Raw genomic sequence first — 23,395 nt, 5'->3', positions numbered from 1 at the left:
GGTGATGCGCGATGTCTGTGAATCGGGTGCAGCGTCCCCTGTGGGAGCCAGCTTGCTGGCGATAGCGGTATTTCAGGAGATCGCCAGCAGGCTGGCTCCCGCAAGGTCTGCGGCGACGGCCGGGGAAAGGATCAGCTGCGCCGCCTTCTCGGCAATCATCAGCGTAGGCGAACACGTGTTGCCCGAGGTGATGCGCGGCATGATCGACGCGTCGGCGATGCGCAGGCCCGGTACGCCGTGCACGCGCAACTGCGCATCCACCACCGCGTCCGCACCGTGGCCCATGCGGCAGGTGCCCACCGGATGGAAAATCGTCGTGCCGATCTTCGCTGCCGCCTCGTGCAGCTCCTCTTCGGTCTGCAGGCCGGCGCCGGGCAGGTATTCCACCGGGTTGAACGCGCGCAGGGCCGGGGCGCTGACGATGCGCCGGGTCAGGCGGATGGCGTCGGCGGCCACGCGCAGGTCTTCGGGATGGCTGAGGTAGTCGGGCTGGATCAGCGGCGCCGCCTGCGGATCCGCCGAGCGGATCTGCACCCGGCCACGGCTCTGCGGACGCAGGTCGCACACCGAGGCGGTGAAGGCGGGGAAGGGGTGCAGCGGTTCCCCGAAACGCTCCAGCGACAGTGGCTGCACGTGGTACTCAAGGTTGGCCGAGGTCTGCTCCGGGCCCGAGCGGGCGAACGCGCCCAACTGGCTCGGCGCCATCGACAACGGCCCGCTGCGGTCATACAGGTAGCGCAGGCCCATGCCCACCTTGCCCCACGGGCTGGCGGCGATCTGGTTGAGGGTGCGGGCGTTCTCCAGCTTGTAGATCAGCCGCAATTGCAGGTGGTCCTGCAGGTTGCCGCCCACCCCCGGCAGCTCATGGGCGACGCCGATGCCGAGGCGCTCCAGCAACGGCCGCGGACCGATCCCGGAGCGCTGCAGAATGCTCGGCGAGCCCACGGAGCCGGCGCACAGCACGATTTCCTTGCGCGCCTTGAACGCCTTCGCCTGGCCTTGCCGGCGCGCGCTGACCTTATTGGCCCGGCCGCCCTCGAACAGCACCCGGTCCACCTCGACCCCGGTCAGCACGGTGAGGTTGGCCCGGTTCCGGATCGGCTTCAGAAACGCCTTGGCCGCATTCCAGCGCACCCCGGCCTTCTGGTTCACTTGAAAGTAACCGCAACCCTCGTTGTCGCCCTGGTTGAAGTCGTCGGTGCGGGCAATGCCGCTTTGCTCGGCCGCCTCGCGGAACGCGTCCAGGATCGGCCACGACAGGCGCTGCTGCTCGACCCGCCATTCGCCCTGGTCGCCATGGAACTCGGCGGCGCCGGCAAAGTGGTTTTCGCTCTGCTTGAACAGCGGCAGCACGTCGCGCCAGGCCCAGCCGGGATTGCCCTCGGCGGCCCAGCCGTCGTAGTCGCCGGCCTGGCCGCGCATGTAGATCATGCCGTTGATCGAGGAACAGCCGCCCAGCACCTTGCCGCGCGGGTAGCTCAGGGCGCGGCCGTTGAGGCCGGCTTGCGCTTCGGTCTTGAAGCACCAGTCGGTGCGCGGATTGCCGATGCAGAACAGGTAACCCACGGGGATGTGGATCCAGGGATAGTTGTCGCGCCCGCCGGCCTCCAGCAGCAGGACGCGGTGCCGGGCATCGGCCGACAGCCGATTGGCCAGCAGGCAGCCGGCGGGGCCGGCGCCGACCACGATGTAGTCGTACTCATCAAGGGAAGTCTGCATTCCCTGACCTCGCTTCTTGTTTTTGTTGTCGGTCATCCTAGTTGTTAGCTTTCGTCAAAAGAATGTTAGTTTTTGCGCAACCGCTGTGCGTTTTCAAACAGCGACCCTCCCGCGTAGCCAACAAGGACAAGCGATGTTCGACTGGAATGACCTGCGCTTCTTTCTGGAGCTGCAACGCAGCGGCCGCCTGCTCACCGCCGCCCGCCGGCTCAACACCACCCACGCCACCGTCGCCCGGCACATCGAGGCCATCGAGAAGAGCCTGGGCACCGCGCTGTTCGTCCAGCATGCCCAGGGTTATGAAATGACTCCGGCGGGGGAGGCGCTGCTCAAGCACGCCGAAGCCATGGAAAACGTCGCGCTGCTGGCCCAGGAAGAAATCACCCAGTCCACCGCGCCGTTGGGCAAGATCCGCGTCGGCGTCACCGAAGGCCTCGGCATCATGTTCCTGGCCAGCCGCATGGGCGGGCTGTTCGAGCGGTATCCGGGGCTGGAGGTGGAACTGGTGGCCGTGCCGCGTTTCGTCAGCATCCTCAACCGCGAGGCGGAAATCAGCATCCACCTGGAACGCCCGGCGGCGGACATGCTCGTCACCCGCAAACTCACCGACTACCGCCTGGCGCTCTACGCCAGCCGCGCCTACTTAGACGGCGCACCGCCGCTGCGCAGCCGCGAAGACCTCGGCCGCCACGCCTGGATCGGCTACGTCGACGACTTGCTGTTCAGCCAGGAACTGATGTTCCTCAACAGCTTCTGCCGCAACCCCCGCGTGGTGTTCCACAGCACCAGCGTGATCGCCCAGCAGCAGGCGGCGCGCTCGGGGCTGGGGATCGCCGTGCTGCCGTGCTACATGGCCGCGTCCGACCCGGAACTGGTGCCGCTGCTGCCGGACGAGAGCATCGAGCGCAGCTACTGGATCAGCACCCGGCGGGAGCTGCACAAGTCGGTGCGGTTGCGGGTGGTCTGGGATTATGTGGTGAGCCTGTGCGAGGCGGAGCGGGGGTTGTTGCGGGGCTGAAAAGGCACAGGACATTGCCGGGCTGATCAGGCACAGAACATTGCTTGCGTGGCGAGGGAGCTCGCTCCCGCCGGCCTGCGCAGCAGGCCCTGCCTTTTGGCGTCGCTCAAGCGATTGCGCATCAGGGTTCAGGAGCAAAATCGCCGACACTCATGGAATTGCCGAACGTTAACGTCACCTTGTTGTTGACCCCCGGCTGCCAAACCACATTCTTGTCCTCTTTGTCTTTCTCGCTACGGACGATGCACTTCCACTCCAGCTCATCGCCGGGTTTGGAACCGTCAATGTAGTGGGTGCCCGTCCAGTCGTTGATTTTGGGGTTGCCGTTCTTCATTGAGTTGGGGATGAGGGTCAGCGGTTTGGCATCTGCCGGCTTCCAGTTCCCCAGGTCCGGCAGGTTGCCGACGACATAGACGCTGTAGCCCGGTTCTGTCGGGCTGTTCACGCATCTGAATACAACGGGAAGTTTGTAGGTCAGCTGAATGTCTTGGCTGCTCGCGAATCCGGGCGCTGCCGCCAGGGCGAACACGCAAAGAGGCAACAGGTAACGATTCAAGCCCATGGTGGCGACCTCCAGTTGTGTTGGTGTCGCCAACGTAGCGCCGTCTCGGCCAAAAGTGACCTGACAGAAATGACAGTCCGTTAGAGCGTTTGGCGATGCCTTCAATCACCGATGGGCCGAAAGACGGCGCCGTCCGCTGGACGCCTTGGCTGTTCTGGACTTCAATCCGTCATCAAACCCAGGAGCCCGCACCATGACCGATGACACCAAACCCAAAGGCCCGGCCTCGTACTTCCCGTCCATCGAGAAAAAGTACGGCCAGCCCATCAGCCATTGGCTCGACCTGCTGGCCGGCGTCAGCGGCAAGAAACACATGGAACTGGTGGCTTGGCTGAAGACGGACCATGGCATGGGCCACGGTCACGCGAATGCCCTGGTGGCGCACTTTCTGGCTGGCGCCAAGCCGTAACGTCGGGCAAACGGCAGTGCGGCGCAAACTTGCGCTCAAGCGCCGTTGCCCAGCAACCGGCTCAACGCCTCCAGCTCACCTTTCTCCACATCGGACACCAGCACGAAACGCATGTGATCCGCCTGCCACGACACCACGTTGAAGCCGCGGAGCGTCTGCGCCTGTCGCGGCTGATCGGCCCCCGGCGTGGGCAGGATGAACACGTTGATCACGTGTTTGGCCCGGCCGTAAGTCAGGGCCGCCGCGGTCTGGTGCTGCAGGTAGTCCAGCCGCCCGCCCAGCAGCGGGAAGCCTTGCGCCGCGTAGTCGGCCACCGGCGGCGAGAAGTCGAGCTTGCCGGTGAACCAGGGCTTGACGGTGTGGCGGTCGGAGGACACCACATCGTTCAGGTGCCCGCCCATCAACGAGCGCACATGGCTGGAGACCGCCTCGTCCATCAGCGGCTGTTCGCCGCCCGGCGTCGCCACGTAAAGCACCACCGCCAGGGCCAGTGCGGCGGCGGAGAACGCCGGCGCGAACCATGAGCGCCAGCGCCCGGCGGTGCGCGGGGCCGGTTCGACCGCCGCCGACACACGGGCCGCCAACCCGGGCGGCGCCGGGTAATACGCTGCGTGGCGCTTCACGGCGGCCTTGAGCGACCGGTACTCGTCATGCAACTGCGCACACCCGGCGCACGTGGCCAGGTGCGCCGAGACCTGCGCCGCTGCCGCCGGGTCGAGTGCCTGATCCAGATAACCGTGCAGCTGGGTGCGGCAAGCCGTGCAGTCGAATTCATTCATGATCGTGCAACTTCAGCAGTTCGAGCTTGAGCAAGGCGCGGGCCCGGGCGAGCCGCGACATGACGGTGCCGATGGGAATGTCCACCACCAGGGCGATGTCCTTGTAGGGCATGTCTTCCAGCTCCTTGAGCACAATCACCTCGCGAAAGGCCGGCGGCAGGGCGCACAGCGCCTGCTGGAGCAACGCCGCGTTTTCCGTGTGGATCGCCGACAGCTCCGGGCCCTGCTGGTGGGCGGGCGCCGTTTCGTCGGCGCTCAGGTCGTCATCGATGGTCACCCAGCGGTGCCCGGCCGACGCCTTGAGCCAGGTGTAGCTTTCGTTGCGCACGATGGTCAGGAACCACGCCTTGGCGTTGCCCTCGGCGAAACGCTGCAGGAACCGGAAGGCGCGCAAGGCGCTTTCCTGCACGACGTCGCGCGCGGCGCTGTCGTTGCCGGTGAGCCAGCGCGCGAGGTTATAGGCCGCGTCCAGATGGGGCGCAATCAGTTCCTCGAATCGCGTCATAGTGATTCCCGCACCGTCACACCCCTATAACCGTGATGCGTCGCCTTTTATTCCCTGAAAAGAATTTGTTTTTCGGCGCGGAATAAACCCGCGCCCCGAAAGGTTCATTCCCTGTCGGCTACATCACTGTAGCCCGCCAGCGAGGACACACCGATGGACATTCGATCAAAACACCCCCGGCGCACCGACGGCCCGGCCAACCCCGACCGCCGCACACTGCTCAAATGCTCGGCGTGGGCCGGCGCCGGGGTGCTCTGGGCCCTGAGCGGCGGCGTCCCCCGGGCGTTCGCGCTGGACGCGGCGGGCAACGTCAGCGACCCCAAGGCCCTGGACAGCACCTTCCACTTCGTGCAGATCAGCGACTCGCACATCGGCTTCAACAAGGAAGCCAACCCGGAACCGGCCAAGACCCTGCAAGCGGCCATCGACAAAGTCGTCGCGCTGCCCAAGCGGCCCGCGCTGATCCTGCACACCGGCGACATCACGCACCTGTCCAAGGCCGAAGAATTCGACACCGCCGCGCAGTTGCTCAAAGGCCTGCCGTCCCCCGTGCACTACGTGCCGGGCGAGCACGACACCCTCGACGAGGGCGGCGGCAAGCTTTACCTGGAACGCTACGGCAAGGGCACCCAGGGCAACGGCTGGTACAGCTTCGACGACCACGGCGTGCACTTCATCGCGCTGGTCAACGTGTTCAACTTCCAGGCCGGCCACGAAGCCAGCCTCGGCGCCGAGCAACTGGCCTGGCTGGCCGACGACCTGCGGGCCGTGGCCACCAGCACGCCCGTCGTGGTGTTCACCCACATTCCGCTGTGGACGATCTACCAGCCCTGGGGCTGGGGCACCGAGGACGGCGACCAGGCCATCGCGATGCTGCGCAAGTACGGCTCGGTCACGGTGCTGAACGGGCACATCCACCAGGTCATCCAGAAGGTCGAAGGCAACATCACCTTCCACACCGCCCGCGGCACGGCGTACCCGCAGCCGGCACCGGGCGCCGCGCCGTCGCCGGGGCCGATGACCGTCGCCGCCGACCAGTTGCGCAACTACCTGGGCCTCACCGACGTGCGCGCGACCCAGGGCGAGCACCCGTTGGCGCTGATCGACTCGACGCTGGTCTAGGGGAGGGCAGGCAAATGAAAACGCGACTGTTGGCCGTGGTGGGCCTGATGCTGTCGATGCCGGCGTGGGCGCAGGACGTGAAGATCGACATCAAGGCGTTCATGTTCGGCCCCAAGGACCTGACCGTGGCCGTGGGCACCAAAGTGACGTGGGTCAACGACGACCAGATCCCCCACACCGTGGCGGAAACCCACAAGGCGTTCCGCTCGGGGGCGCTGGACACCGATGACACGTTTTCCTGGGTGTTCGATACGCCCGGCGAGTTCGACTACTTCTGCGTCTTGCACCCGCAGATGATCGGCAAAATCGTGGTGACCCAATGAGCGCCCGCCCAAGCATGCCCCGCGCCGCGGCCTATAGTGAAGGAGTGGTCCTGCGGGGCCACCCCCCATGAACCCTGCGCACGAAGAGACCGTTATGGACAACACTCTGATTTCACTGATTGGTTTTGTACTGGGCATGAGCATCGCCACCGAACGGCTGGTCGAGATCGTCAAAGGCTTCATTCCGATGCTGAATCAGCCCAGCGACGATGCGAAGGTCGAGGCGCGGCGCCGATCCTACCTGCAGATACTGGCCGTGGCCGGCGGCGTGGTCACGGTGCTGTTGTCCCGGGAAGCGATTCCGGCGGACATCCCGTTCTTGAGAAGCGACTTCGGCGTCGTCTGCCTGGGCCTGTTGGCCAGCGGCGGCTCCGGCTTCTGGAACACCGCCCTGACGTACGCCACCCAGGCCAAGGAACTGAAGAAAGTCGCGGTGAAGAAAGCCCAGGAGGCGCCGGTGATCGCACCGGTGGCAGCGGTTGCCGCTGTCGTGCCGGTGGGGCCTGCCGGTGACCCTGTTTAAGTGCTGCGGCACCCTCCCGCTTGCCTGATCCCTTTCGCCTGGAGGGGGGCAGGTTTCACGTTGAAACGGTTCGTTGGCGGGCCGTTTCAACAGCTGCCGGCACTGCTGTTTAAGTGACGCATCCGGTCATGGGTCAATGCCCACGATGCCTTGCGCCACGGCCTACGCGTGGGCCAGAATCCGCCGGCTTGTGCGGCTGGGGTGCGGGTTTTATCGTTTTCGGGTCACTGGGAAACAGTGATCGGGTTTGGTAGCCCGTCTTCCGTCAGAAGCACAAGACTACTGTCTTGCGGAGACTTCATCGTCTCTGTTTTATGGTGGTCATGCGCGGGGCACCCTCGGGTGCGCCGGGGTTCCTGACGACCGGTCTACCAACCTGCGTATGGCCTCCACCCATCGTTTGGTAGCGAGGGTGCTGGCTCCTAATCGTTCTTACGTCGGGAGTTACACCATGATCAAACCAACACCCAATCCGCCAATCCTCGATCCGGCATCCCCCTACGAATCCATCGATTCCAGAAAACTCAACGAAGCCGCCGAACGCGCCCTCGACCACTACCTCAACCCGGCCCCATCCATTATGGCCAGCGCAAACGCGGCCGAACCCATGTACCTGCCCAATCCGGCCTACGACACCGAATCCCTGCTGGCCAACGCCTGCGAAAACCTCGGCGCCGCCTCCGAAATGCTCAACAACTTCGCCGCCGTGCTGGACGCTGGTCATCGCCGAACCGCGATAGGGATTGCGCAGTTGGTGATGCTGGGGGAAGTGGCGGTGGGGCAGGCATTGGATAACGTGGAGCCGAAGGGGTAGGGCCGAGGCGTTTTGCGACGATGGCGGGGCCTGCCTCTGATTGCTTGGGTTGCAGGCCCCTCTGTCCTACCATCGGCACATCGACAGAACGGAGGTTGATATGGACAGTGGTCAGGGCAAACGAATCATCGTCGTGGGCGCAGGTATCGTCGGCGCATCGCTGGCGTATCACTTGGCCCGGCGCGGTGCTCAGGTCACCGTGGTCGAGGCCGAAGAAATCGCCTCGGGCGTGACCGGCCGCTCCTTCGCCTGGATCAACACCTCGCACCCCGAACCCGACCCGATTGCGCCACTGCGCAGGGCTGCCATCGAGGAATACCGCCGGCTCGAAACCCAGGTGCCGGACCTGCAAATACGCTGGACGGGCGCCTTGTCTTACGGCGTGACGTCGGGCGACGCACCGCCGGCCAACCGGGTGACCCGTTCGCAGATCCTCGACCTTGAACCCAACCTCAAGAACCCGCCCCAATCCGCTGGGTTCGCGGCGCAAGAAGGCGCGCTGGACGCCGTGGCCGCCTCGCATGCGCTGATCGCGGGCGCCGAGGCACACGGCGCGAACATCCTCACCCAGACGCGGGTGCTCGGTTTCGTGACCCAGGCCGAAAGGGTGACCGCCGTCGAAACCACCCAAGGCACCCTCCACGCCGATGTCGTCGTATTGGCCGCCGGCACAGCCACCGCGAAACTGACAGAGCTGCTCGGCGCGCCCCTGCCCATCAACGCCTCGCCCGCCATTTCCATCCGCTACACCGCACCGCCCAACCTCGTGCACACCCTCATCTCCAGCCCCGACATGGAAGTGCGGCAAAGCGCGGACGGCGCGTTGCTGGCGGCAGAGGATTACCTGGACGACACCGCCGAAAACCAACCGGCAGCGATCGCCCGCCGAACGGCCCAGGCCATCCAGAATGCACTCCATGGGGCTGAGTCCCTTGAACCGGAGTGGGCCTGCATCGGCCTCAGGCCCATGCCGGCCGATGGCGTTCCCGTCATTGGTTATCTGCCCGATGTGGGCGGTGTTTATGTGTGCGCCATGCACCCTGGGGTTGTGTTGGCGGCGGTGGTGGGGCGTCTTGTCAGTGAGGAAATTGTGGGTGGGAAGGTGGATGGTGAGCTTGGGCCTTTTCGGCCTGGGCGGTTCTTCCAGGCTTATGTCTAGTGCTGAGCTTGTCTATGCGCAGCAAGCTTCACCCAATCCGTACGCACAGGCATTACGAGGCACTCGTCCGAAGGCTGCTCCATAGTCAATCAAAGAATTGTAAGAAATGTTGAGCGCAACTTTTGCCTCAGGCATTCTGTGCGACGCCGATGTACAGGGGCGGTAGATTTTTTTGCGTTCCTCCCCCGGGGTGTCCTGTCTCACCCACACGCTTGATCTTCGTGCTTTCTCAGTGGCCGGAATTTCAATTCCAATCAGGCCAAGGACAACTGAATCTTCGAAAAGGAGCTTCCCATGAGTGGAAAACCTGCGGCCCGCGTGTCAGATCCCACCAGTTGCCCGCTCCCGGGGCATGGCACCAATCCTATTGTCAGCGGCTCTCCCAATGTCAATTTCGACGGTCTTCCCGCCGCCCGGATGAGCGATAAATCCGCATGCGGCAGCCCGATCACTGGAGCGGTCAGCTCGACGGTTCTTATCAATGGACTGAATGCCGCCACTCTGGACAGCACCGGTGGCCACGGCAACGTCATTGTGGGTGGCTCCGGCACGGTCATTATTGGCGACACCGTTGTATCAGCGCCCTTCAGCGGCCTGATGCCGATGCCCGTGCACTTCAGTGACAAATTCCAATTGGTTGACCAAGAGTCCGGCGAACCTTTAGCCAATTTCGATTACGCCATTCAACGCGCTGACGGCAGCCTGGAACACGGCGTAAGTGATGCGATGGGGTACACGCATGTAGTGAGTTCGCACCTGCCTGAAACAATCCAACTGTTTCTGGAGGACTAAGGCATGCCTGAAGTCGTCAGCAGGAATGGCAGGAAGATGTCCCCCGTCGCTAGCAGAGCGGTGACGCCCGTCAAAGACAACACCCCGAAAACGGTAGAGCTGGACGCAAAAAAACAGAAAAGACGGGCCGAGAACGAAGAGTATTTGAAGGACACAAACGTCAAGGCATTCTTGTTCGCCATTGGCGAAGCCGAAGGCGGTGACTATCACGCGAAATACGGTCATGGCTGGGCCGAGGGCCATAAAACCGGAAAGTGGACGTTCACGGACGAGTCCACCCATCCAGGCCCCGGATACGGCGGAAAAACGACGGCATCGGGCTTGTATCAAATCAACGTTGCCACATGGCGCGAATATGGCGAAAAGATGGGGTTGACGGATTTTTCGCCCCATACGCAAGACCTCATCACGGTCGACATTCTGCGTACGCTCGGTGTGATCGACAAAATCAAGGCCGGAGACATTCCCGGCGCAATGCCGAAGGCGGCAACACGATGGGCGGCGCTCCCGGAAGGGCCTGGCAAGAAGAACCACTATCCACCCCAACCCTACGCCGAGTATCCAAAGTTTTTGGCGAGCTACAAATCAGCGGGAGGAACTGCAAAATGAAGACCCCGATCCTCTTGCTCCTCGCAATGTATGGCATGGGCACCAGCTTGGCATTTGCCGGTGGTTCACAGGCGATGAACGACAAACGCGGGCCAGCAGGCATCGCCGTCGGTGAGTCTTTGGTGACGGCCAGATCCAAGTTGATCAAACAAGGATGGAAACCAACCCCGATGCACACCCGCGATGGCTATGAGTACAGCGGTGTCGAACGCGAGTTGGCTGCACGCAAATTCCTGGAACTTGATACCTGCTCTTTTGATAGCTCGCGCTGCATCCTGTTCTATTCAAAGAAAAGCGCCTGCTTGCGCGTCGACACCATCGGTGAGCGACTCAAAGACATGACGGTGACGCGATGGGCCGATGAATGCCCGGAAACCCAATAGCGGCAACGCGGGTCAATAACGGGTTTGTAAATGGGTTTAAAGAGGGACTGATTCATTTTCAAATGGATCGGTCCCTTTTTCTTGATGCCAGCAAATCCTAGAACCGGGACGGCGGCTCATCTCCGGCGTTGATCTGGGAAAAGACAGCGTCTGGATCCGCCTGGCACCAATACCTGAACAGCAGCGAAGGTTCGGCCCCCGCAAAAAAATGACCGACAGTGCGCTCGGCCGGGACAACCCACTGAGGGGCGGGCCATTGCTGAGCAAAAACTCCGATGGGGCTGCCGGACGAACAAATGATCCAGGTCGCCTGTCCGCCGCTGATGCCGGGAAGGTAGCCGATGCCTTGTATCGCTTCGAACAAGCCGCCCAGCGTGGCGGCGGGGTTGATCCTGATTGAAGTCCTGTGACTCTGCAGGTCATCCCCGGCATGCACGCTGTCTCGATCGAGGGTGATAACCTGCATGAGTGTTCCTTCTTCGCGTTCTGGGCTGACGCCCTTTCAAATCAGCCTGGAGACCGAGCCCGCAGGCAATGTCCGAGCGGCCTCCATTGCCCTCAACTGTTCAACGATTCGGTCACGCTCATCCTTTGGTGTCTCGCGGTCGTTGATGGCGTAGGGCTGGGTGTCGACCCAAACGCTGAGCTGCTCAAGCGCCGACGGCTCGCAAGGGCTGTGTTCAAGCGGCTTGAGCAGATACCCCGCCTGGCTCCACTTGGGCATCAGTTCAAGGAGTGCGAGGCGTCGGGCGGGTGACAGCGTTGCCCAAATCGTGTCGAGCTGATGGGTGAAGGGCGAGCCGATGACGCTCCAAGGCTGAGTGCGTAAGCCCAGGACGCCGGCCTCAAAAACGGCCCGGGCCGGTTCTGCGACCGCAGCGATCAGCCTCTCAGGGTTGCCTTCCCCTTCGAGCATCAACACGATCGAACGCACCGCGCCGCTGCTTTGGCTCAAGGCTGCGGTCATCCAGTGTTCAGGAATGCGCATCTTCAGATCCTGCGCCAACCCGAGGAGGCCGAGCCACTGGGCCTTTGTGGCAGGCAGCTCGCCCGCCAACCGGGCCTGCAGCATCTGCGTCGGGTCGACGCCGTACTTTCCGGCGGCCCAGAGCGCAGTGGACCTGGCCGCCGGCGACGGATCTATCAAGAACGCTTCGATCAATTGGGTGCGGCCGCTCTGAAAGCGGATCGCTTCCAGGAACGACTGCCTCCTGAGGATGCTGCTCTTGCTGGCGAGCCCGAACGCGATGGCCCGCTGGGCCGACGCCGGCTCAAGCTCCATCGCCTTGCCGAGCGCCAGCCGGCGCACGCTGAAATCGACGTGGTGAAGGCACGCCACCAGAAACGCCTCCCGTTCATCCTCAACCTTCGTCTGAACGAGCACGCGAAACAGCAACCGCGCGCACGAGCCTCGGCTGGCGTCGAAACCCGCCGCGCAGAGCTCGACGCATTCAGGCGTTGCCAGCAATGCTTCAAGCTTGTTGATCGTCGAACGGTGGTCGTCGCGATGACGATGCTCAAGCGCCAGAATGGCGGGCATTTGAGCGACCAGCCAACCGGCATGCTGCGGCGTCAGGTAGTCTTCGAAAGCCTCGCGCGCGACTGCGCGAACCTGAGGCACCCAGTCGTTGAGCCGCACGATGATCGCCGCCAACCGTTCCGCCGACAGAGAAGACCGCACCGCCCGCAGGCCGGCCTCCCGGTCGAACCCGCTCCACGATGTGATCAGTGACTGCCAGTCACGGACGGGAGAGGGCGCTGGTGGCGTTGATGGGGTGGCTGGGGTTGCGACGGCTGCGGCTGTGGGGCTTAGGGTGTCTGCCGTGGCGGGTGTTTTGCCGATGAAACGTTGCAACCAACTTTTCCACATGAAGCTGAATATCCCTGAGTTTGAACGGTGGCGTGGGGGTAGCATGCCTGTTCAGGGGGGGATTTGGAACGGCTGGCTGGACACCATCGGGTCAGCACTGCACTGAGTACGATGAACTGGAAAAACACATAAGGGATTTGGTTGAACTGGTCAAGTAATCCTGGACACCGATTACGGTTTACGCCGTCAGTTTCTCCATCGCGACCGGCGACCAATAGTTGTTGTAACTGTGAGGCCTGGTGGTGTTGTAGCGCGTGACATAGCGCTGTACATCCGCTCGGGCCTCATGCTCCGAGCCATAGCCTGTTTCGGGCACCCACTCCGATTTCAAACTGCCAAAGAAACGCTCCATCGGGGCGTTATCCCAGCACTCGCCCTTACGACTCATGCTTTGCCGGTGCCCATGTTTCAGCAGCTCACTTCTAAACTTATGGCTGGTGTACTGGCAGCCTTGGTCGGAGTGAAACAGCACATCTTTGGGGTGTCCCCGTAGCTCGACGGCCATCCGCAAGGCTTCGCAGGTCAACGTGGCATCAGAGATCATCGAAAACGACCAGCCCACAATCCGGCGGGCGAACAGATCCAGTACCGCGGCAAAATACAGCCAGCGCTTGCCGACCTTGATGTACGTGACATCGCCGCACCACACCTGGTTGATCGCCGTGACCTCAAACTGGCGCTTGAGTACATGCGGCGCCACCAGCGCTTCCACGCCCGAAGACTTGTACTTGTGACGCCGACGCTGCCGACTGGCGATGCCGGCTTCTCGCATCAGGCTGCGCGCCATGTACCGTCCGACACGATGCCCATTGGCTTGCAGCACCTTGGCCAAGGTGCGCGAACCGGCAGAGGCCCTGGAGGCCTTGTGGTGCTTGACCAGCAAGGCTTTGAGCTTCTCTCGTTCGGGACGCACCCGGCCTTGGCGCTGACGCCAGGCGTAAAAGCTGCTGCGGCCGATTCCCAGCACGCGGCAGCATTCGTTAACGCCGTACAGCTCACCCAGCTCATCGATCAGCGAGAGTGATCTTTGGCGTCCAATAGCAGGAGAGCACTGGCCTTTTTTAGGATTTCGATATCCCGGTCTTTTTGCCTGAGCAAGGCTTTGAGTTGTTGGATTTCTCGCTGATCAGCAGTAATCGCTTTGGCCCCGACCGGAGTCGATCCCTGGCGCTCCTGACGAACCTGTTCAACCCAGCGACGCAGAGCCGTAGGGCCAACACTCAAACTGGCGCAGACCTCGGGAACCGATAGCCCCTCGTCCAATACCATGCCGGCCGCCTTGAGTTTGAACTCACTGGAATAAGAATTACGCATATCCAAACACCTCAGATTTGGGCGCCATCATAGCGCCCGATTGAGGTGTCCAGAATTATTAGGCCAGTTCAGGTGGACTGCTAAATGGAACTTAGAAAACTGCCTGTCGGCCTCCTTTATGTGGTCAGCTTCTCTGTTCAGGCAGTCGATGTGCCAATCAAAGAAGGGATGCCGTTTGTCAGTGCCAGAAAGGCGTTGATCAACAGTGGGTGGAAACCGAACCCTACTTACTCGGGTGAGTTTGGGGTGGAGAGCGTCCTTGTGAGGAAGGGCTATCCAGAGATTGAGTCTTGTACGGAAGGGGTTAGGTATTGCAGCTTCAATTACGTCAAGGATGGGGTGTGTCTTGGTGTGGGGGCTGTTGGGGAGGAGATTAAGGGAATGAAGGTTTACGCTTGGGCGTTTAAGTGTCCTGGGAAGGAGTGAGTGTTGTTTGACTTTGTTAAGCGGTTTTTTAAGTCTGCCTCCGAAGAAAACGTTCTTGGGTATTCGATTTCAGAGCTTAAGGCGATTTTTAGGGCCGAATTGCAAGAGTTTCCTCGTGGGGAGTGTTGCTATCCTGTTTTTGAATCGTTAGTTGGCCTTGGGCTGCAGGCGTTCTATTCGGATTTTGTTATGGATGTGGCGGAGGTCGGTGAGTTTCAGGCTCTGGTTGATGAGCGTTTTACTGCTTGCGATGAAATTGATGTGAATGGTTTGGAGGTGTGGTGCTATCTGGATGAAATCCAAAATAGTCGGTTAGTTGTTTCTGTATCAAAAAGGGAATTTAAAGTCGCAACGGTTTGGTTAATTGCCAATGATGTTCTTTTTTAGGAAGTGTTAGCGAGAGGAGGTTTGCAGTTCCTCCTCCGTGGGTTGTATTTGAAAACTACAAGGCATCTTGGTGGGGAGGTAGTATGCAGGGCGCGCAGGGCTACTATAATGATAAATATTTCTCATTGTTTTTTATGGGTTTGAGTCCGGTGGAGAGAGCTGGCTACTATGCAAGGTATTCAGCTTCTGAGGATTGGGTTGCTGGTTTGCAATTGATGTTGGATCTGTGATATGAATTCGTACTGCTAAGGTGTTTGGTTTGTTTGCTATTTTATGTAAGTTTACTTATTGAAGTGGCAATAAAAAGTAAATTTCGACGGTTTGTCCAATGTATTGCTGCGATGCACCATCAAGTGCAGATCTGCCGAATAGAAAGCGAGAGGCTGAGATAAAATCTTTCAAGTAACGTTTTTATATAGTGGTCGAGGGTGTGTTTTCTAAGGTGTTGACAGATTTATTTGAATGTAGTGATTTCGGCAAACAAATCTGTCTGGTCTTTATCAATGCAGGTGCTGGTTAACAGTTGTATTGATCTTTTATGAATTTCGAGGCGCCGTCAAAGAAAAAACCTATTTCGCGCTTGCCAAAGAAATTTTTCCAGTGGTTTTCTTTTTCGGTTCGTTTATCACTTTTAGGGTCGTCACCCGGAGAAATCCAGTCGACTACTTGAATTTCCGCATTTTTTCTGGTCATTCTTGAAAGCAGTTGGCGCATTTCAAAGTCCGCGTGAGGCAGTGAGTAGCCGATAAAAACTATTCTATCTGCCTCGGAAATTTCTATTCCAGCGTTTTGCCAAATGATTCTGTACTGTGGGTTGGATAGATCCTTTAAGTATGTTGGCATTATCATGTTTGGAGAAAGTATGTGTCTGTTGTGTTCTTCAGGGAAGTTCTTGTCGCAGTGACGACAGGATGAGGATTCTTCAAAGCTATGCATGGCAGACTTTTCGCGAAATTTAGCATATAGCCTTGCGCATCTAGGGCACTGTAACCAATTTAGCGAGCCGTGGAGTTTTAGAAGCTTTACATTGAAGCCGCCTTGGCCAAGTTTCTCTAGTCCGGGGATTACTGATTTGTCATGTTCATCTTTTGAACTTATGTAGCAGCAGTAGTCTACAACGCCGTCATACTTGTCATTGGTTTGTATCGATTCATATATAGAGTTGTCTAGTAAAATATCCCAGTTTGTGCTTATTATGCTAACTGGGTCAGTGTCTCGATATTTTTCATTGGCTCTGGTTGAAGAGGCTTTTGTGAGGTGGTGTGCGAAGATGTCGATGTAGTCTTTGGTTTTTTCTGTTTTATTTAGTAGGGTTTGAATTGTTTTTCCGACGACATAAAATACAGAATCTCGAGTTTTCATTATTTGTGATAGGTTTATTCCTCTAAATTGTGAGTTTTCGCTGAGGCAACGGTCTAGTGGTGTGAAAATATCTTCAAGATCCACGTTTTTAGAGTGTTCTTCTGTGAAGTTTAATTGCTCTATAATGAATTGTTTGAATTCGTTAAATTTTTCCTGGTTGAAGTTGTCTTGGTTTTCTCTGTTGAGTCTAAACGCCTCGCGTATGATGTCTTTTTGCAGTGGTGCGCCAGCGTCGAAGGAAAATCCGGCGCCTAATATGTATACGGTTTTCATTGGTTGAACTCCTTTCTTGTGTTTTAAGTGCAGAAATAGTTAATTCCTTGTATCCCCCCCAACCTCAAACCCCCCACCCCCCAACCGCTCCCCATTCACCATCACCTCCACCCCATGCCACCCCGCATAATGCTTGCGCGTCGTAAAATCCTTGATCTGCTGCCGCCGCACCACCTCAACCTCCGCAAACCCCGCCAAATCCAGCCCCTTCAACTTGAACACCTTGCGCGATGTCCCGCCGTTCGCTTTCACGTAGTCGATCGCGTAATCGATCACCAACCGCTGCGCCTCGGGCACGGTGGACTTCACGGTGAACGACAGTGTGATCGTGTCCCCCAGCTGCACCACCGCCGGTTCCACTTTGACGTCCAGCAACTCGACCTCGGCCTTCGCGCCGGCGCCGATGAGGCTCAGGGCGCGGGTGTTGCCTTGTTTGATCAGGTTGCGCAGGGCGTGTTTGGCGATCCAGGCGGTGTGTTTGTTGTCCAGTGACCAGCCTTCGACGGTGTCGAGCACCCAATGCGGGTGTTCCTTGGTGATGTCGTTGAGGTGGTTGGCCACGGATTTGCGCACGTAGAGGCTGTCGTCGGCCTTGAGCCGGTCGAGGATGCCGGCCGCCAGTTGCGGGTCGGCCTGCACCGGTTCGAGGCGGAACGACCAGGGCAGGCGCGGGCGGCTGCCTTCGCTGGCGAGGCGGCGGACGTGGTGGTTGTCGTCGCGGGCCCAGTCGTGCATGCGTTCGAGGGTGCGGGACAGGTCGCTGCGCAGGAAGTGGCGGATGGCGAATTCGGAGGAGCCGAACGCGGTGAAGTAGTGGAGCGCGTCCAGCGAGGTGTCGAACGCGTGGCCGCCGTAGCTCGCGACGTAGTGTGGCAGGGTCATGCTGACGAAGGCGCTGTTGAGCCGGGGCGCGAGGTCGCGCAGGACGGCGAGCGAGTCTTCGTAGCTCAGCGGCAGTACGGCGTGCAGGCATTCGCTGACGCGGGCCATGCGTTGCATCACCGAGAGTTCGGCGAGGCCGTCGTTGGCCTGCTTGAGGAAGGCCTTGGCCTTGAACGCCGGGTACACGGCGCTCATCTCGTCGGCGATGTGCCGCAGGCGTTCGGCGTTGAAGATTTCCTTGAGCGCCGGGGCGGCGGTGGCGGGGGCGCTCATGGTCAGTTCATCGGCGTGCGGGCGAAGGCGTCGAGGCTTTCGGCGTATGCGGTGTAGTGGGCGATGTGCGGGAAGCGGGCGGCGTCGATCTGGTCGGGGACCACCAGGCCGGTGAAGCTCCAGGCGACGGCCAGGGTGATGCCGTCCTGCATCAGTGCGCCGTCGGTGGGCAGCGGTTGCCGTTGCAGTTCGAGCTCAAGGGCGGTGAAGGCGGCGGCGAGTTGGCCTTCGACGCGTTCCACCCACGGTTGGTACTGGATTTGTGCCGGGCGCAGGTTGCGCTCGTAGTAGAGCTGCACGGCCTTTTCGCACGCGGCCAGGCCCAGGCCGATGAGGTACAGGGCACGCACGCGCGCGGCGGGGTGGGCGGGCAGCAGGGATTGGCCGGAGAGGGTTTCGAGGTAGTCGATGATCAGGGTCGAGTCGATCAGCGTCTGGCCGTCGTCGAGGATCAGGGTAGGGGCCTTGACCACCGGGTTGATCTGCTGGAAACGCTCGAAATGGCGGAACACCGACACCGGCTCGTGCGCAAGCTCGATGCCCAGGCATTGGGCGGAGATGGCCACGCGGCGGACATAGGGTGAGTCGAGCATTCCGATCAGTTTCATGTGCAGCTCCCTGAGTGTTTGTTATGGGGGTCGAATGTAGCGGTTCGGTCTGGCGGTTGACTACACCCGTATGCCGTCACGGGGATAAAACACCCGAAAATAAAGGGCCTTGCCGGACTTGCCGGGGGTGGTTCCGGTTCTATAGTCAAAGTGCCAGCACTGACCAGGGAAGGAAAAACCAACGTGTCTGATCCTTCTGGTTCTGCGCTCTTTGCAGCGTGAACGTCATGGCCCGATGAGGTATCGGGTCGTGTGCGTCAGTCGGCCCCGAAGCGAATCAAGAGGATCATGCGATGCGGACGTTTGAGCAAGTGACGCTGTGCGCGCTGTCTGTGGCCCTGGTGGCTTGCAGCAGTGATCGGCTGGAGAAAGGTGTCGTGGCTCAGGAGTGGTCGCGCAGTACCGAGCAGCTCAGCATACGGCCGATCTTTCCGCCTCGGGCCAGCGTCGAGGTCGGCGATCTGTATGTCGTGCGTGTGGTCAACGCTGGCGCAAAGCTGAAAACCGCTGACTATTACATGAGTTCGGTCTGGTTTGACCGAATGTCGCTGGATGAGGAACTGAAGAAGGCTGCGCCTCACATCCAGCCCGCCAAAACGGTTGTGGACGCCACCGACAAGGCGAAGGTGATGAGTGTCCCCGACCTGGTCGTTCCGGGCACGACGACCAGAATCAACAGCCTGGTCGCCTTCCCCGGCTTCAGCTTCGCTTCCCTGGCGGAAAGCCAACTGGGGTTGGGCATTACCAACAGTTCTATCGCCGCTCTCTTCGGCGGTGCCCGCAAGTCAGCGTACTCGGTTTCATATGCCGTGCCGGTGGCCGAAACGTATGGCGTGAAGTATTCGGACGCGCGCTTGGCCGCTGACATCTACATAAACCGTTACAGCAAGGCTCAACGAGAAAGGCTGCGCGATGCGATGCAGGCCTTGGAGAACGCCGGCGACCCACGCAACAAGGATGCTACCAAGCCTGTTTTGGTGTTGGTGACACAGGTCTACCTCACGCGCTCGCTGGAGGTTGTCATTTCATCGACGGAGAGTGGCGGGGGCCAAGTATCGGGAGTCACGCGGGCGCTGACTGATCTGAACGAGCGCAAGACCGCGCTGGAGAAGCAATTGCGTCAGCTCAAGGCTCCCGACACCCCGCCGGACGCCGCTGGCGGTCAGGCGGCGGGTGAGGGAGAAGCTGCCAAAGGCAAGGGCGCCGACGCTCCGGCCAAGGGGACAGAGGCAGGCGACAACAAGAAGGGAACCGAAACGCCTGATACGCCCGCCAAAGAAGCTGCGGTCGATAACAAGCAAGCCGAACTGGATCAGGTGAATGAACAGATCCGTCAGCAGATCGAGGCAGTCACTCCCGCCATGCCCGGCGTGACCGGATCTATCGTCAAGTCTTCTGCCACGGGTGTGACGCTCAAGCAGGTGTTCGAGTATCCGGTGGCGATCGGTTACTCAGGGATCGATATCGATCTCGATAAGTTCTTCAAAGAGCAAAAGGTTGTCATACCGGAGGGAGTCAACACCTATCCGTTGAAGCTCACGCTTCCAACGGAGTAACGGCGCCGCTCGCCGACTTGCCCAGGCGGGTCGGCGAGCGGGCCGGTCAGTCCTCGAATCCCACCTGCTCCTGCATCTCCTCCACCTTCAACCCCAACCGGTACGCCAGCGCAATGAACAACGCCTGGCACAAACACAACGTCGCGCTCAGCGACCGAAACGCGAAAGAACGCCCCTCGTTGACCAGCAGCACCGCGCCGGCGCCCTTGGTCAGCGGCGAGAGGTGGCTGTCGGTGATGACCAGGGTATTGGCCTGCTGTTGCCGGGCCAGGCGCAGGCAGTGTTGGGTTTCCTTGGCGTAGGGGGTGTAGCTGATGGCGACCACCAGGTCGTTGGCGCGCACGCTGCGCATCTGTTCGCGGTAGCTGCCGCCCAGGCCTGAGATGAGTTGGATGCGCTTTTGGGTGTGACGCAGGTTGTAGGCCAGGTAGTCGGCCGCGGCGAAGGAGCGGCGCACGCCGATGACGTGGATGTGGTCGGCGCCGGCCAGCAGATCCACGGCCTTTTCGAACGCGGCGTTGTCCAGTTCCAGGCCCAGCCGTTCGATGCCGGAGAGGGTGGCGGCGATGCACTCGCGGGCCAGGTCGCTGTCGGTGGTGGGCCGGGACTTGTCGGCGATCAGCGTTCGGATGCGCTTCTGGTGGCTCTGCACCGGCGTGGCCTTGTGGGTGTAGGCCTCGCGGAACAGCGCCTGCATCTCGCTGAAGCCGCTGAAGCCGAAGCGCTGGCAGAAGCGCACGATGGCCGACGGGTGCACTTCGCACTCATGGGCGATGTCGCTGATGCGGTCGAGCATGATCCGCTCGCTTTGCTGGCTCATGTAGGCGGCGATGCGCTTGAGCTGGCGAGGCAGGGAGTCGTGTTCGTCGGTGATCCGCTGCAGCAGGCGCTCGGCGTTGACCGGCTGATCGGTGGGCGGCATGGACAATCCTTCTGGCTGTTCTTTTATGAGGGCACGCGGCTGCGGCGAGGGGCCGCCGGCCTTGAGGATAGCCAGTCCGGGCGGCGTTTGGTGAAGCCTAAGTCCATGGTTTTGCTGCTGAATCGATGCACCGCGCCGGCCTGCGCGATCAGGGCGGGGTGCGACAAAGCGCCACGCCCGATCGCCGTTTGTCTTCTATATACAGCCGCTCGACTGAATTTCTTGCTATAAACGCACTCCGATGGCCGCTGCGAACCCCGTCTGCGGGCGGTTTCCGGGCTTTGTCGGACAAATTCCCTGTATTTCCAGTTGCTGAGGCCTCAATCGGGCCTTAGACTGCCGCCCCTTCGTAAATTGAGTGCCGGGTGGCGTTTGCAATAAACGATGCCTTTCCGATGACCGCAGGCGGTTCGCCGGAACGCTCCCTAATTCGCCTTAATGCACGTTTTTTATTAGAGATATCAATGACAAAGGACAAGTTGCTGGCCATGCCGGCAGATGACTACATGAATGCCGAGCAGCACGCTTTCTTCACTGAGCTGCTGCAGAACATGAAAGTCGAAACCCACGAGCGCATTGAGCAGAACCGTATTGCCATCGAAAGCCTGGACACCCCGGCTGACCCGGCGGACGCCGCCTCGGTGGAAGAAGAGCGCACCTGGCTGGTGAACGCGATCGACCGCGACCAGCGCATGCTGCCGCAACTGGAACAAGCCCTTGAGCGCATCAAGGAAGACAGCTTCGGCTGGTGCGACGACAGCGGCGAGCCGATCGGCCTCAAGCGCCTGCTGATCAGCCCGACCACCAAGTACTGCATTGAAGCCCAAGAGCGCCACGAGCAGATCGACAAGCACCAGCGCCAGGCCTGATTGCGCCGACGCGGTCATCGCGGGCAAGTCCGCCTCCACAAGGTTTACGGTGATACCCGGACCTTGTGGGAGCGGGCTTGCCCGCGAAGCGTTTTGCCGTCCGTAACAATCCCGCCGTTCCATTGACCTGCCACAGACCCCACGACTAACGGACCATGGATAATGGCGTTGTAGTGGCGTTTAATGCGGCCACAACAATGAGAACACGCGTGGGGTTACGAAATGACGAGAGATGGATCTCTGGTTGAGGCTCTGCCTGCACCAGTTGTTTTGCCGAAGAACCGCTGGCTGTCGCCGACGCTGCAAAGCATCGCCCTGATGCTGTTGCTGGCGGGCATGGCGCTGGGGGGCTGGCCGCTGTATGCGGGCATGCCGCTGGCGGTGCTGATCGTATGGCTGCCGCGCTTGCGATCTCGCGCCACTCCTGAGGCCCGGCCTGCCGACACCGGCAGCGCGATGGCCGAACTGACCCGCGACCTTTCCTACACCACCAGCCATAACGCGCTGTCCGCCGCCGGCGTGGCGTTTTCGGTCAAGGCCCTGGCCGGCAAGCTGCAATCCCAGCTCGATGCGGCGCAGCAGATCGTCAGCAACGCCGAGGTGATGATCGCCACCGAACAAGCCACGTCACAGCTCAGCCGCCAGGCGCTGGGCGCCGCCAGCGAGGCGCACCACAGCAGCGCGGCGGGGCGCACCGTGCTGGTCGACTCCATTTCGCGCATGCATCAGCTCAGCCAGCGCGCCAACGACAGCCGCGAGCTGATCGAAGCCCTGAGCCAGCGCAGCGACGACATTCAACGCGTCACGCTGGTGATCCAGTCCATCGCCAGCCAGACCAACCTGCTGGCGCTCAACGCCGCCATCGAGGCGGCCCGCGCCGGCGAGCACGGGCGCGGTTTTGCGGTGGTGGCGGACGAGGTGCGCGGTCTCGCGGCCCGTACCGCTTCGGCCACCGACGAGGTCGGCGAAATGGTCGCCGACATCCAGCAACGCACCGCACAGGTGGTGGAGCAGATCCGTCAGCTCTCCGATGACCTGCACACCGGCGTGGAGCAGGTCGAGCTCACCGGCCAGCACCTGGAAAACATCGCCCGGCTGGCCGCCGGGGTGGAAACCCAGGTGGGCGAGATCGCCCAGGGGGCCGAGACCAACCGCGAGCAGCTCGACAGCCTGTTCACCGCCATCGAGCAGATGCGCGCCGACCTGGCCGTCAGCGACCAGCAGACCCGCCGCCTCGCCGAAGCCGCCGTGCAGATGGAAGGCCAGGCCGAGACCATCAGCGAACGGCTGGCCGAGGTCGGGCTGGACGACTACCACCAGCGCATCTACGACCTGGCCCGCGAAGGGGCCGAGCAGATCGCCGCACGCTTCGAGGCCGATGTCGATCAAGGCCGGATCAGCCTCGACGACCTGTTCGACCGTCACTATCAGCCGATCCCCGGCACGCGACCCGAGAAGTACCAGACCCGGTTCGACCGCTACACCGACCAGGTGCTGCCGGCGATCCAGGAACCCTTGCTGCCGCGCCACGAAGGTTTGGTGTTCGCCATCGCCTGCACCCAGCAGGGCTACGTGCCGACCCACAACCAGGCGTTCAGCCAGCCGCTGACCGGCGACGAGCAGGCGGACACGGTCAACAACCGCACCAAGCGCAAGTTCGCCGACCGCACCGGCATCCGCTGCGGCAGCCACCAGCAGCCGGTGCTGTTGCAGACCTACACCCGCGACACCGGTGAGCTGATGCACGACCTGTCGGTGCCGATCACCGTCAAGGGCCGGCACTGGGGTGGATTGCGCCTGGGCTACAAGCCTGAGGCGCCGCGCTGAGGATTGTTGCCGCACCTGCAATGAAGCTGTGCATCCCGGCGGCTGTTTCCCTGCGGCCTGAGTCATTACTCTGCCTGCATAGTTAGGCAGCTAATGGTTTCGGGAGGTC

At 61.0% G+C, this 23,395-nt stretch carries 27 protein-coding genes; 15 read left to right on the top strand and 12 right to left on the bottom strand.

Annotation, left to right across the window (positions count from 1 at the left end):
• Window positions 1-72 precede the first annotated feature (72 nt).
• Window positions 73-1,719 (bottom strand): GMC family oxidoreductase, encoded by a 1,647-nt coding sequence (locus KVG96_RS13350; RefSeq protein WP_217892566.1) that lies wholly within the window; start codon window positions 1,717-1,719, stop codon window positions 73-75.
• 133 nt (window positions 1,720-1,852) lie between these two features.
• Here KVG96_RS13350 and KVG96_RS13345 point away from each other — a divergent pair, with 133 nt between their 5' ends.
• Complete coding sequence (locus KVG96_RS13345) at window positions 1,853-2,737, top strand: LysR family transcriptional regulator (RefSeq protein ID WP_217892565.1); 885 nt, start codon at window positions 1,853-1,855, stop codon at window positions 2,735-2,737.
• A gap of 121 nt (window positions 2,738-2,858) precedes the next feature.
• Here the strand turns inward: KVG96_RS13345 and KVG96_RS13340 are convergent, their stop codons facing one another.
• A complete protein-coding gene (locus KVG96_RS13340; protein ID WP_217892564.1) occupies window positions 2,859-3,299 on the bottom strand; it encodes a carbohydrate-binding module family 20 domain-containing protein in 441 nt (146 codons plus the stop codon).
• Between the two features lie 193 nt (window positions 3,300-3,492).
• Here KVG96_RS13340 and KVG96_RS13335 point away from each other — a divergent pair, with 193 nt between their 5' ends.
• Window positions 3,493-3,708, top strand: a complete 216-nt coding sequence (locus tag KVG96_RS13335) for a DUF4287 domain-containing protein (protein WP_217892563.1) — start codon at window positions 3,493-3,495, stop codon at window positions 3,706-3,708.
• Window positions 3,709-3,743: 35 nt separating this feature from the next.
• Here the strand turns inward: KVG96_RS13335 and KVG96_RS13330 are convergent, their stop codons facing one another.
• A complete protein-coding gene (locus KVG96_RS13330; protein ID WP_217892562.1) occupies window positions 3,744-4,487 on the bottom strand; it encodes an anti-sigma factor family protein in 744 nt (247 codons plus the stop codon).
• Complete coding sequence (locus tag KVG96_RS13325) at window positions 4,480-4,992, bottom strand: sigma-70 family RNA polymerase sigma factor (protein ID WP_217892561.1); 513 nt, start codon at window positions 4,990-4,992, stop codon at window positions 4,480-4,482. Before KVG96_RS13325 ends, KVG96_RS13330 begins: the two co-directional genes overlap by 8 nt.
• A gap of 153 nt (window positions 4,993-5,145) precedes the next feature.
• Here KVG96_RS13325 and KVG96_RS13320 point away from each other — a divergent pair, with 153 nt between their 5' ends.
• The 8 genes from KVG96_RS13320 (at window position 5,146) to KVG96_RS13285 (ending at window position 10,717) form a co-directional block, all read left to right on the top strand.
• Complete coding sequence (locus KVG96_RS13320) at window positions 5,146-6,114, top strand: metallophosphoesterase family protein (RefSeq protein WP_217892560.1); 969 nt, start codon at window positions 5,146-5,148, stop codon at window positions 6,112-6,114.
• A gap of 14 nt (window positions 6,115-6,128) precedes the next feature.
• Window positions 6,129-6,437: a cupredoxin domain-containing protein gene (locus KVG96_RS13315; RefSeq protein WP_217892559.1), complete on the top strand. Its 309-nt coding sequence runs from the start codon at window positions 6,129-6,131 to the stop codon at window positions 6,435-6,437.
• Between the two features lie 94 nt (window positions 6,438-6,531).
• Window positions 6,532-6,960, top strand: coding sequence for a hypothetical protein (locus KVG96_RS13310; RefSeq protein WP_217892558.1), 429 nt, complete (start codon window positions 6,532-6,534; stop codon window positions 6,958-6,960).
• Window positions 6,961-7,411: 451 nt separating this feature from the next.
• Window positions 7,412-7,774, top strand: a complete 363-nt coding sequence (locus KVG96_RS13305; RefSeq protein WP_085580065.1) for a DUF6124 family protein — start codon at window positions 7,412-7,414, stop codon at window positions 7,772-7,774.
• Between the two features lie 79 nt (window positions 7,775-7,853).
• Entirely contained in the window at window positions 7,854-8,933 is a 1,080-nt protein-coding gene (locus KVG96_RS13300; protein ID WP_367617497.1) for an NAD(P)/FAD-dependent oxidoreductase, read from the top strand.
• 294 nt (window positions 8,934-9,227) lie between these two features.
• Window positions 9,228-9,725 carry a PAAR domain-containing protein gene (locus KVG96_RS13295; RefSeq protein WP_217892556.1) on the top strand — a complete coding sequence of 166 codons (498 nt, stop codon included), beginning with the start codon at window positions 9,228-9,230 and terminating at the stop codon, window positions 9,723-9,725.
• A gap of 3 nt (window positions 9,726-9,728) precedes the next feature.
• Window positions 9,729-10,334 (top strand): lysozyme family protein, encoded by a 606-nt coding sequence (locus KVG96_RS13290; RefSeq protein ID WP_217892555.1) that lies wholly within the window; start codon window positions 9,729-9,731, stop codon window positions 10,332-10,334.
• On the top strand, window positions 10,331-10,717 hold the full coding sequence (locus tag KVG96_RS13285; protein WP_217892554.1) for a hypothetical protein: 387 nt from the start codon (window positions 10,331-10,333) through the stop codon (window positions 10,715-10,717). Before KVG96_RS13290 ends, KVG96_RS13285 begins: the two co-directional genes overlap by 4 nt.
• A gap of 97 nt (window positions 10,718-10,814) precedes the next feature.
• Here KVG96_RS13285 and KVG96_RS13280 read toward each other — a convergent pair whose 3' ends face one another.
• The 4 genes from KVG96_RS13280 to KVG96_RS27525 form a co-directional block, all read right to left on the bottom strand.
• Window positions 10,815-11,183 (bottom strand): hypothetical protein, encoded by a 369-nt coding sequence (locus KVG96_RS13280; protein ID WP_217892553.1) that lies wholly within the window; start codon window positions 11,181-11,183, stop codon window positions 10,815-10,817.
• 36 nt (window positions 11,184-11,219) lie between these two features.
• Entirely contained in the window at window positions 11,220-12,572 is a 1,353-nt protein-coding gene (locus KVG96_RS13275; RefSeq protein ID WP_217892552.1) for a hypothetical protein, read from the bottom strand.
• Window positions 12,573-12,765: 193 nt separating this feature from the next.
• Window positions 12,766-13,581, bottom strand: coding sequence for an IS3 family transposase (locus KVG96_RS13270; protein ID WP_264082376.1), 816 nt, complete (start codon window positions 13,579-13,581; stop codon window positions 12,766-12,768).
• Window positions 13,582-13,598: 17 nt separating this feature from the next.
• Window positions 13,599-13,901, bottom strand: a complete 303-nt coding sequence (locus KVG96_RS27525; RefSeq protein WP_225927402.1) for a transposase — start codon at window positions 13,899-13,901, stop codon at window positions 13,599-13,601.
• 84 nt (window positions 13,902-13,985) lie between these two features.
• Here KVG96_RS27525 and KVG96_RS13265 point away from each other — a divergent pair, with 84 nt between their 5' ends.
• Complete coding sequence (locus KVG96_RS13265) at window positions 13,986-14,327, top strand: hypothetical protein (protein ID WP_225927401.1); 342 nt, start codon at window positions 13,986-13,988, stop codon at window positions 14,325-14,327.
• A 3-nt stretch (window positions 14,328-14,330) separates the two neighbouring features.
• Window positions 14,331-14,714 carry a hypothetical protein gene (locus KVG96_RS13260; RefSeq protein WP_217892551.1) on the top strand — a complete coding sequence of 128 codons (384 nt, stop codon included), beginning with the start codon at window positions 14,331-14,333 and terminating at the stop codon, window positions 14,712-14,714.
• Between the two features lie 516 nt (window positions 14,715-15,230).
• Here the strand turns inward: KVG96_RS13260 and KVG96_RS13255 are convergent.
• Genes KVG96_RS13255 through KVG96_RS13245 form a run of 3 tightly spaced genes read right to left on the bottom strand, consistent with a single transcriptional unit; the run spans window position 15,231 to window position 18,112 of the window.
• Window positions 15,231-16,349: an SIR2 family protein gene (locus KVG96_RS13255; RefSeq protein ID WP_217892550.1), complete on the bottom strand. Its 1,119-nt coding sequence runs from the start codon at window positions 16,347-16,349 to the stop codon at window positions 15,231-15,233.
• A 39-nt stretch (window positions 16,350-16,388) separates the two neighbouring features.
• Window positions 16,389-17,504 (bottom strand): DNA alkylation repair protein, encoded by a 1,116-nt coding sequence (locus tag KVG96_RS13250; RefSeq protein WP_217892549.1) that lies wholly within the window; start codon window positions 17,502-17,504, stop codon window positions 16,389-16,391.
• 2 nt (window positions 17,505-17,506) lie between these two features.
• The gene (locus KVG96_RS13245) at window positions 17,507-18,112 is read right to left on the bottom strand and encodes a glutathione S-transferase (RefSeq protein ID WP_217892548.1); all 606 of its coding nucleotides are present in this window, start codon (window positions 18,110-18,112) and stop codon (window positions 17,507-17,509) included.
• Between the two features lie 293 nt (window positions 18,113-18,405).
• Here KVG96_RS13245 and KVG96_RS13240 point away from each other — a divergent pair, with 293 nt between their 5' ends.
• The gene (locus KVG96_RS13240) at window positions 18,406-19,668 is read left to right on the top strand and encodes a hypothetical protein (RefSeq protein ID WP_217892547.1); all 1,263 of its coding nucleotides are present in this window, start codon (window positions 18,406-18,408) and stop codon (window positions 19,666-19,668) included.
• A 46-nt stretch (window positions 19,669-19,714) separates the two neighbouring features.
• On the opposite strand, the gene KVG96_RS13235 is transcribed toward KVG96_RS13240, so the two are convergent.
• Complete coding sequence (locus KVG96_RS13235; RefSeq protein ID WP_217892546.1) at window positions 19,715-20,590, bottom strand: MurR/RpiR family transcriptional regulator; 876 nt, start codon at window positions 20,588-20,590, stop codon at window positions 19,715-19,717.
• Window positions 20,591-21,054: 464 nt separating this feature from the next.
• Here KVG96_RS13235 and KVG96_RS13230 point away from each other — a divergent pair, with 464 nt between their 5' ends.
• Window positions 21,055-21,459, top strand: coding sequence for a TraR/DksA family transcriptional regulator (locus tag KVG96_RS13230; protein WP_065260998.1), 405 nt, complete (start codon window positions 21,055-21,057; stop codon window positions 21,457-21,459).
• Between the two features lie 222 nt (window positions 21,460-21,681).
• Entirely contained in the window at window positions 21,682-23,286 is a 1,605-nt protein-coding gene (locus tag KVG96_RS13225; protein ID WP_217892545.1) for a methyl-accepting chemotaxis protein, read from the top strand.
• Window positions 23,287-23,395: the final 109 nt, after the last annotated feature.

Origin of the sequence: Pseudomonas ekonensis, assembly GCF_019145435.1 — a bacterium.
Classification (GTDB): Bacteria; Pseudomonadota; Gammaproteobacteria; order Pseudomonadales; family Pseudomonadaceae; genus Aquipseudomonas; species Aquipseudomonas ekonensis.
This window is presented reverse-complemented; position numbering and strand designations above follow the sequence as displayed.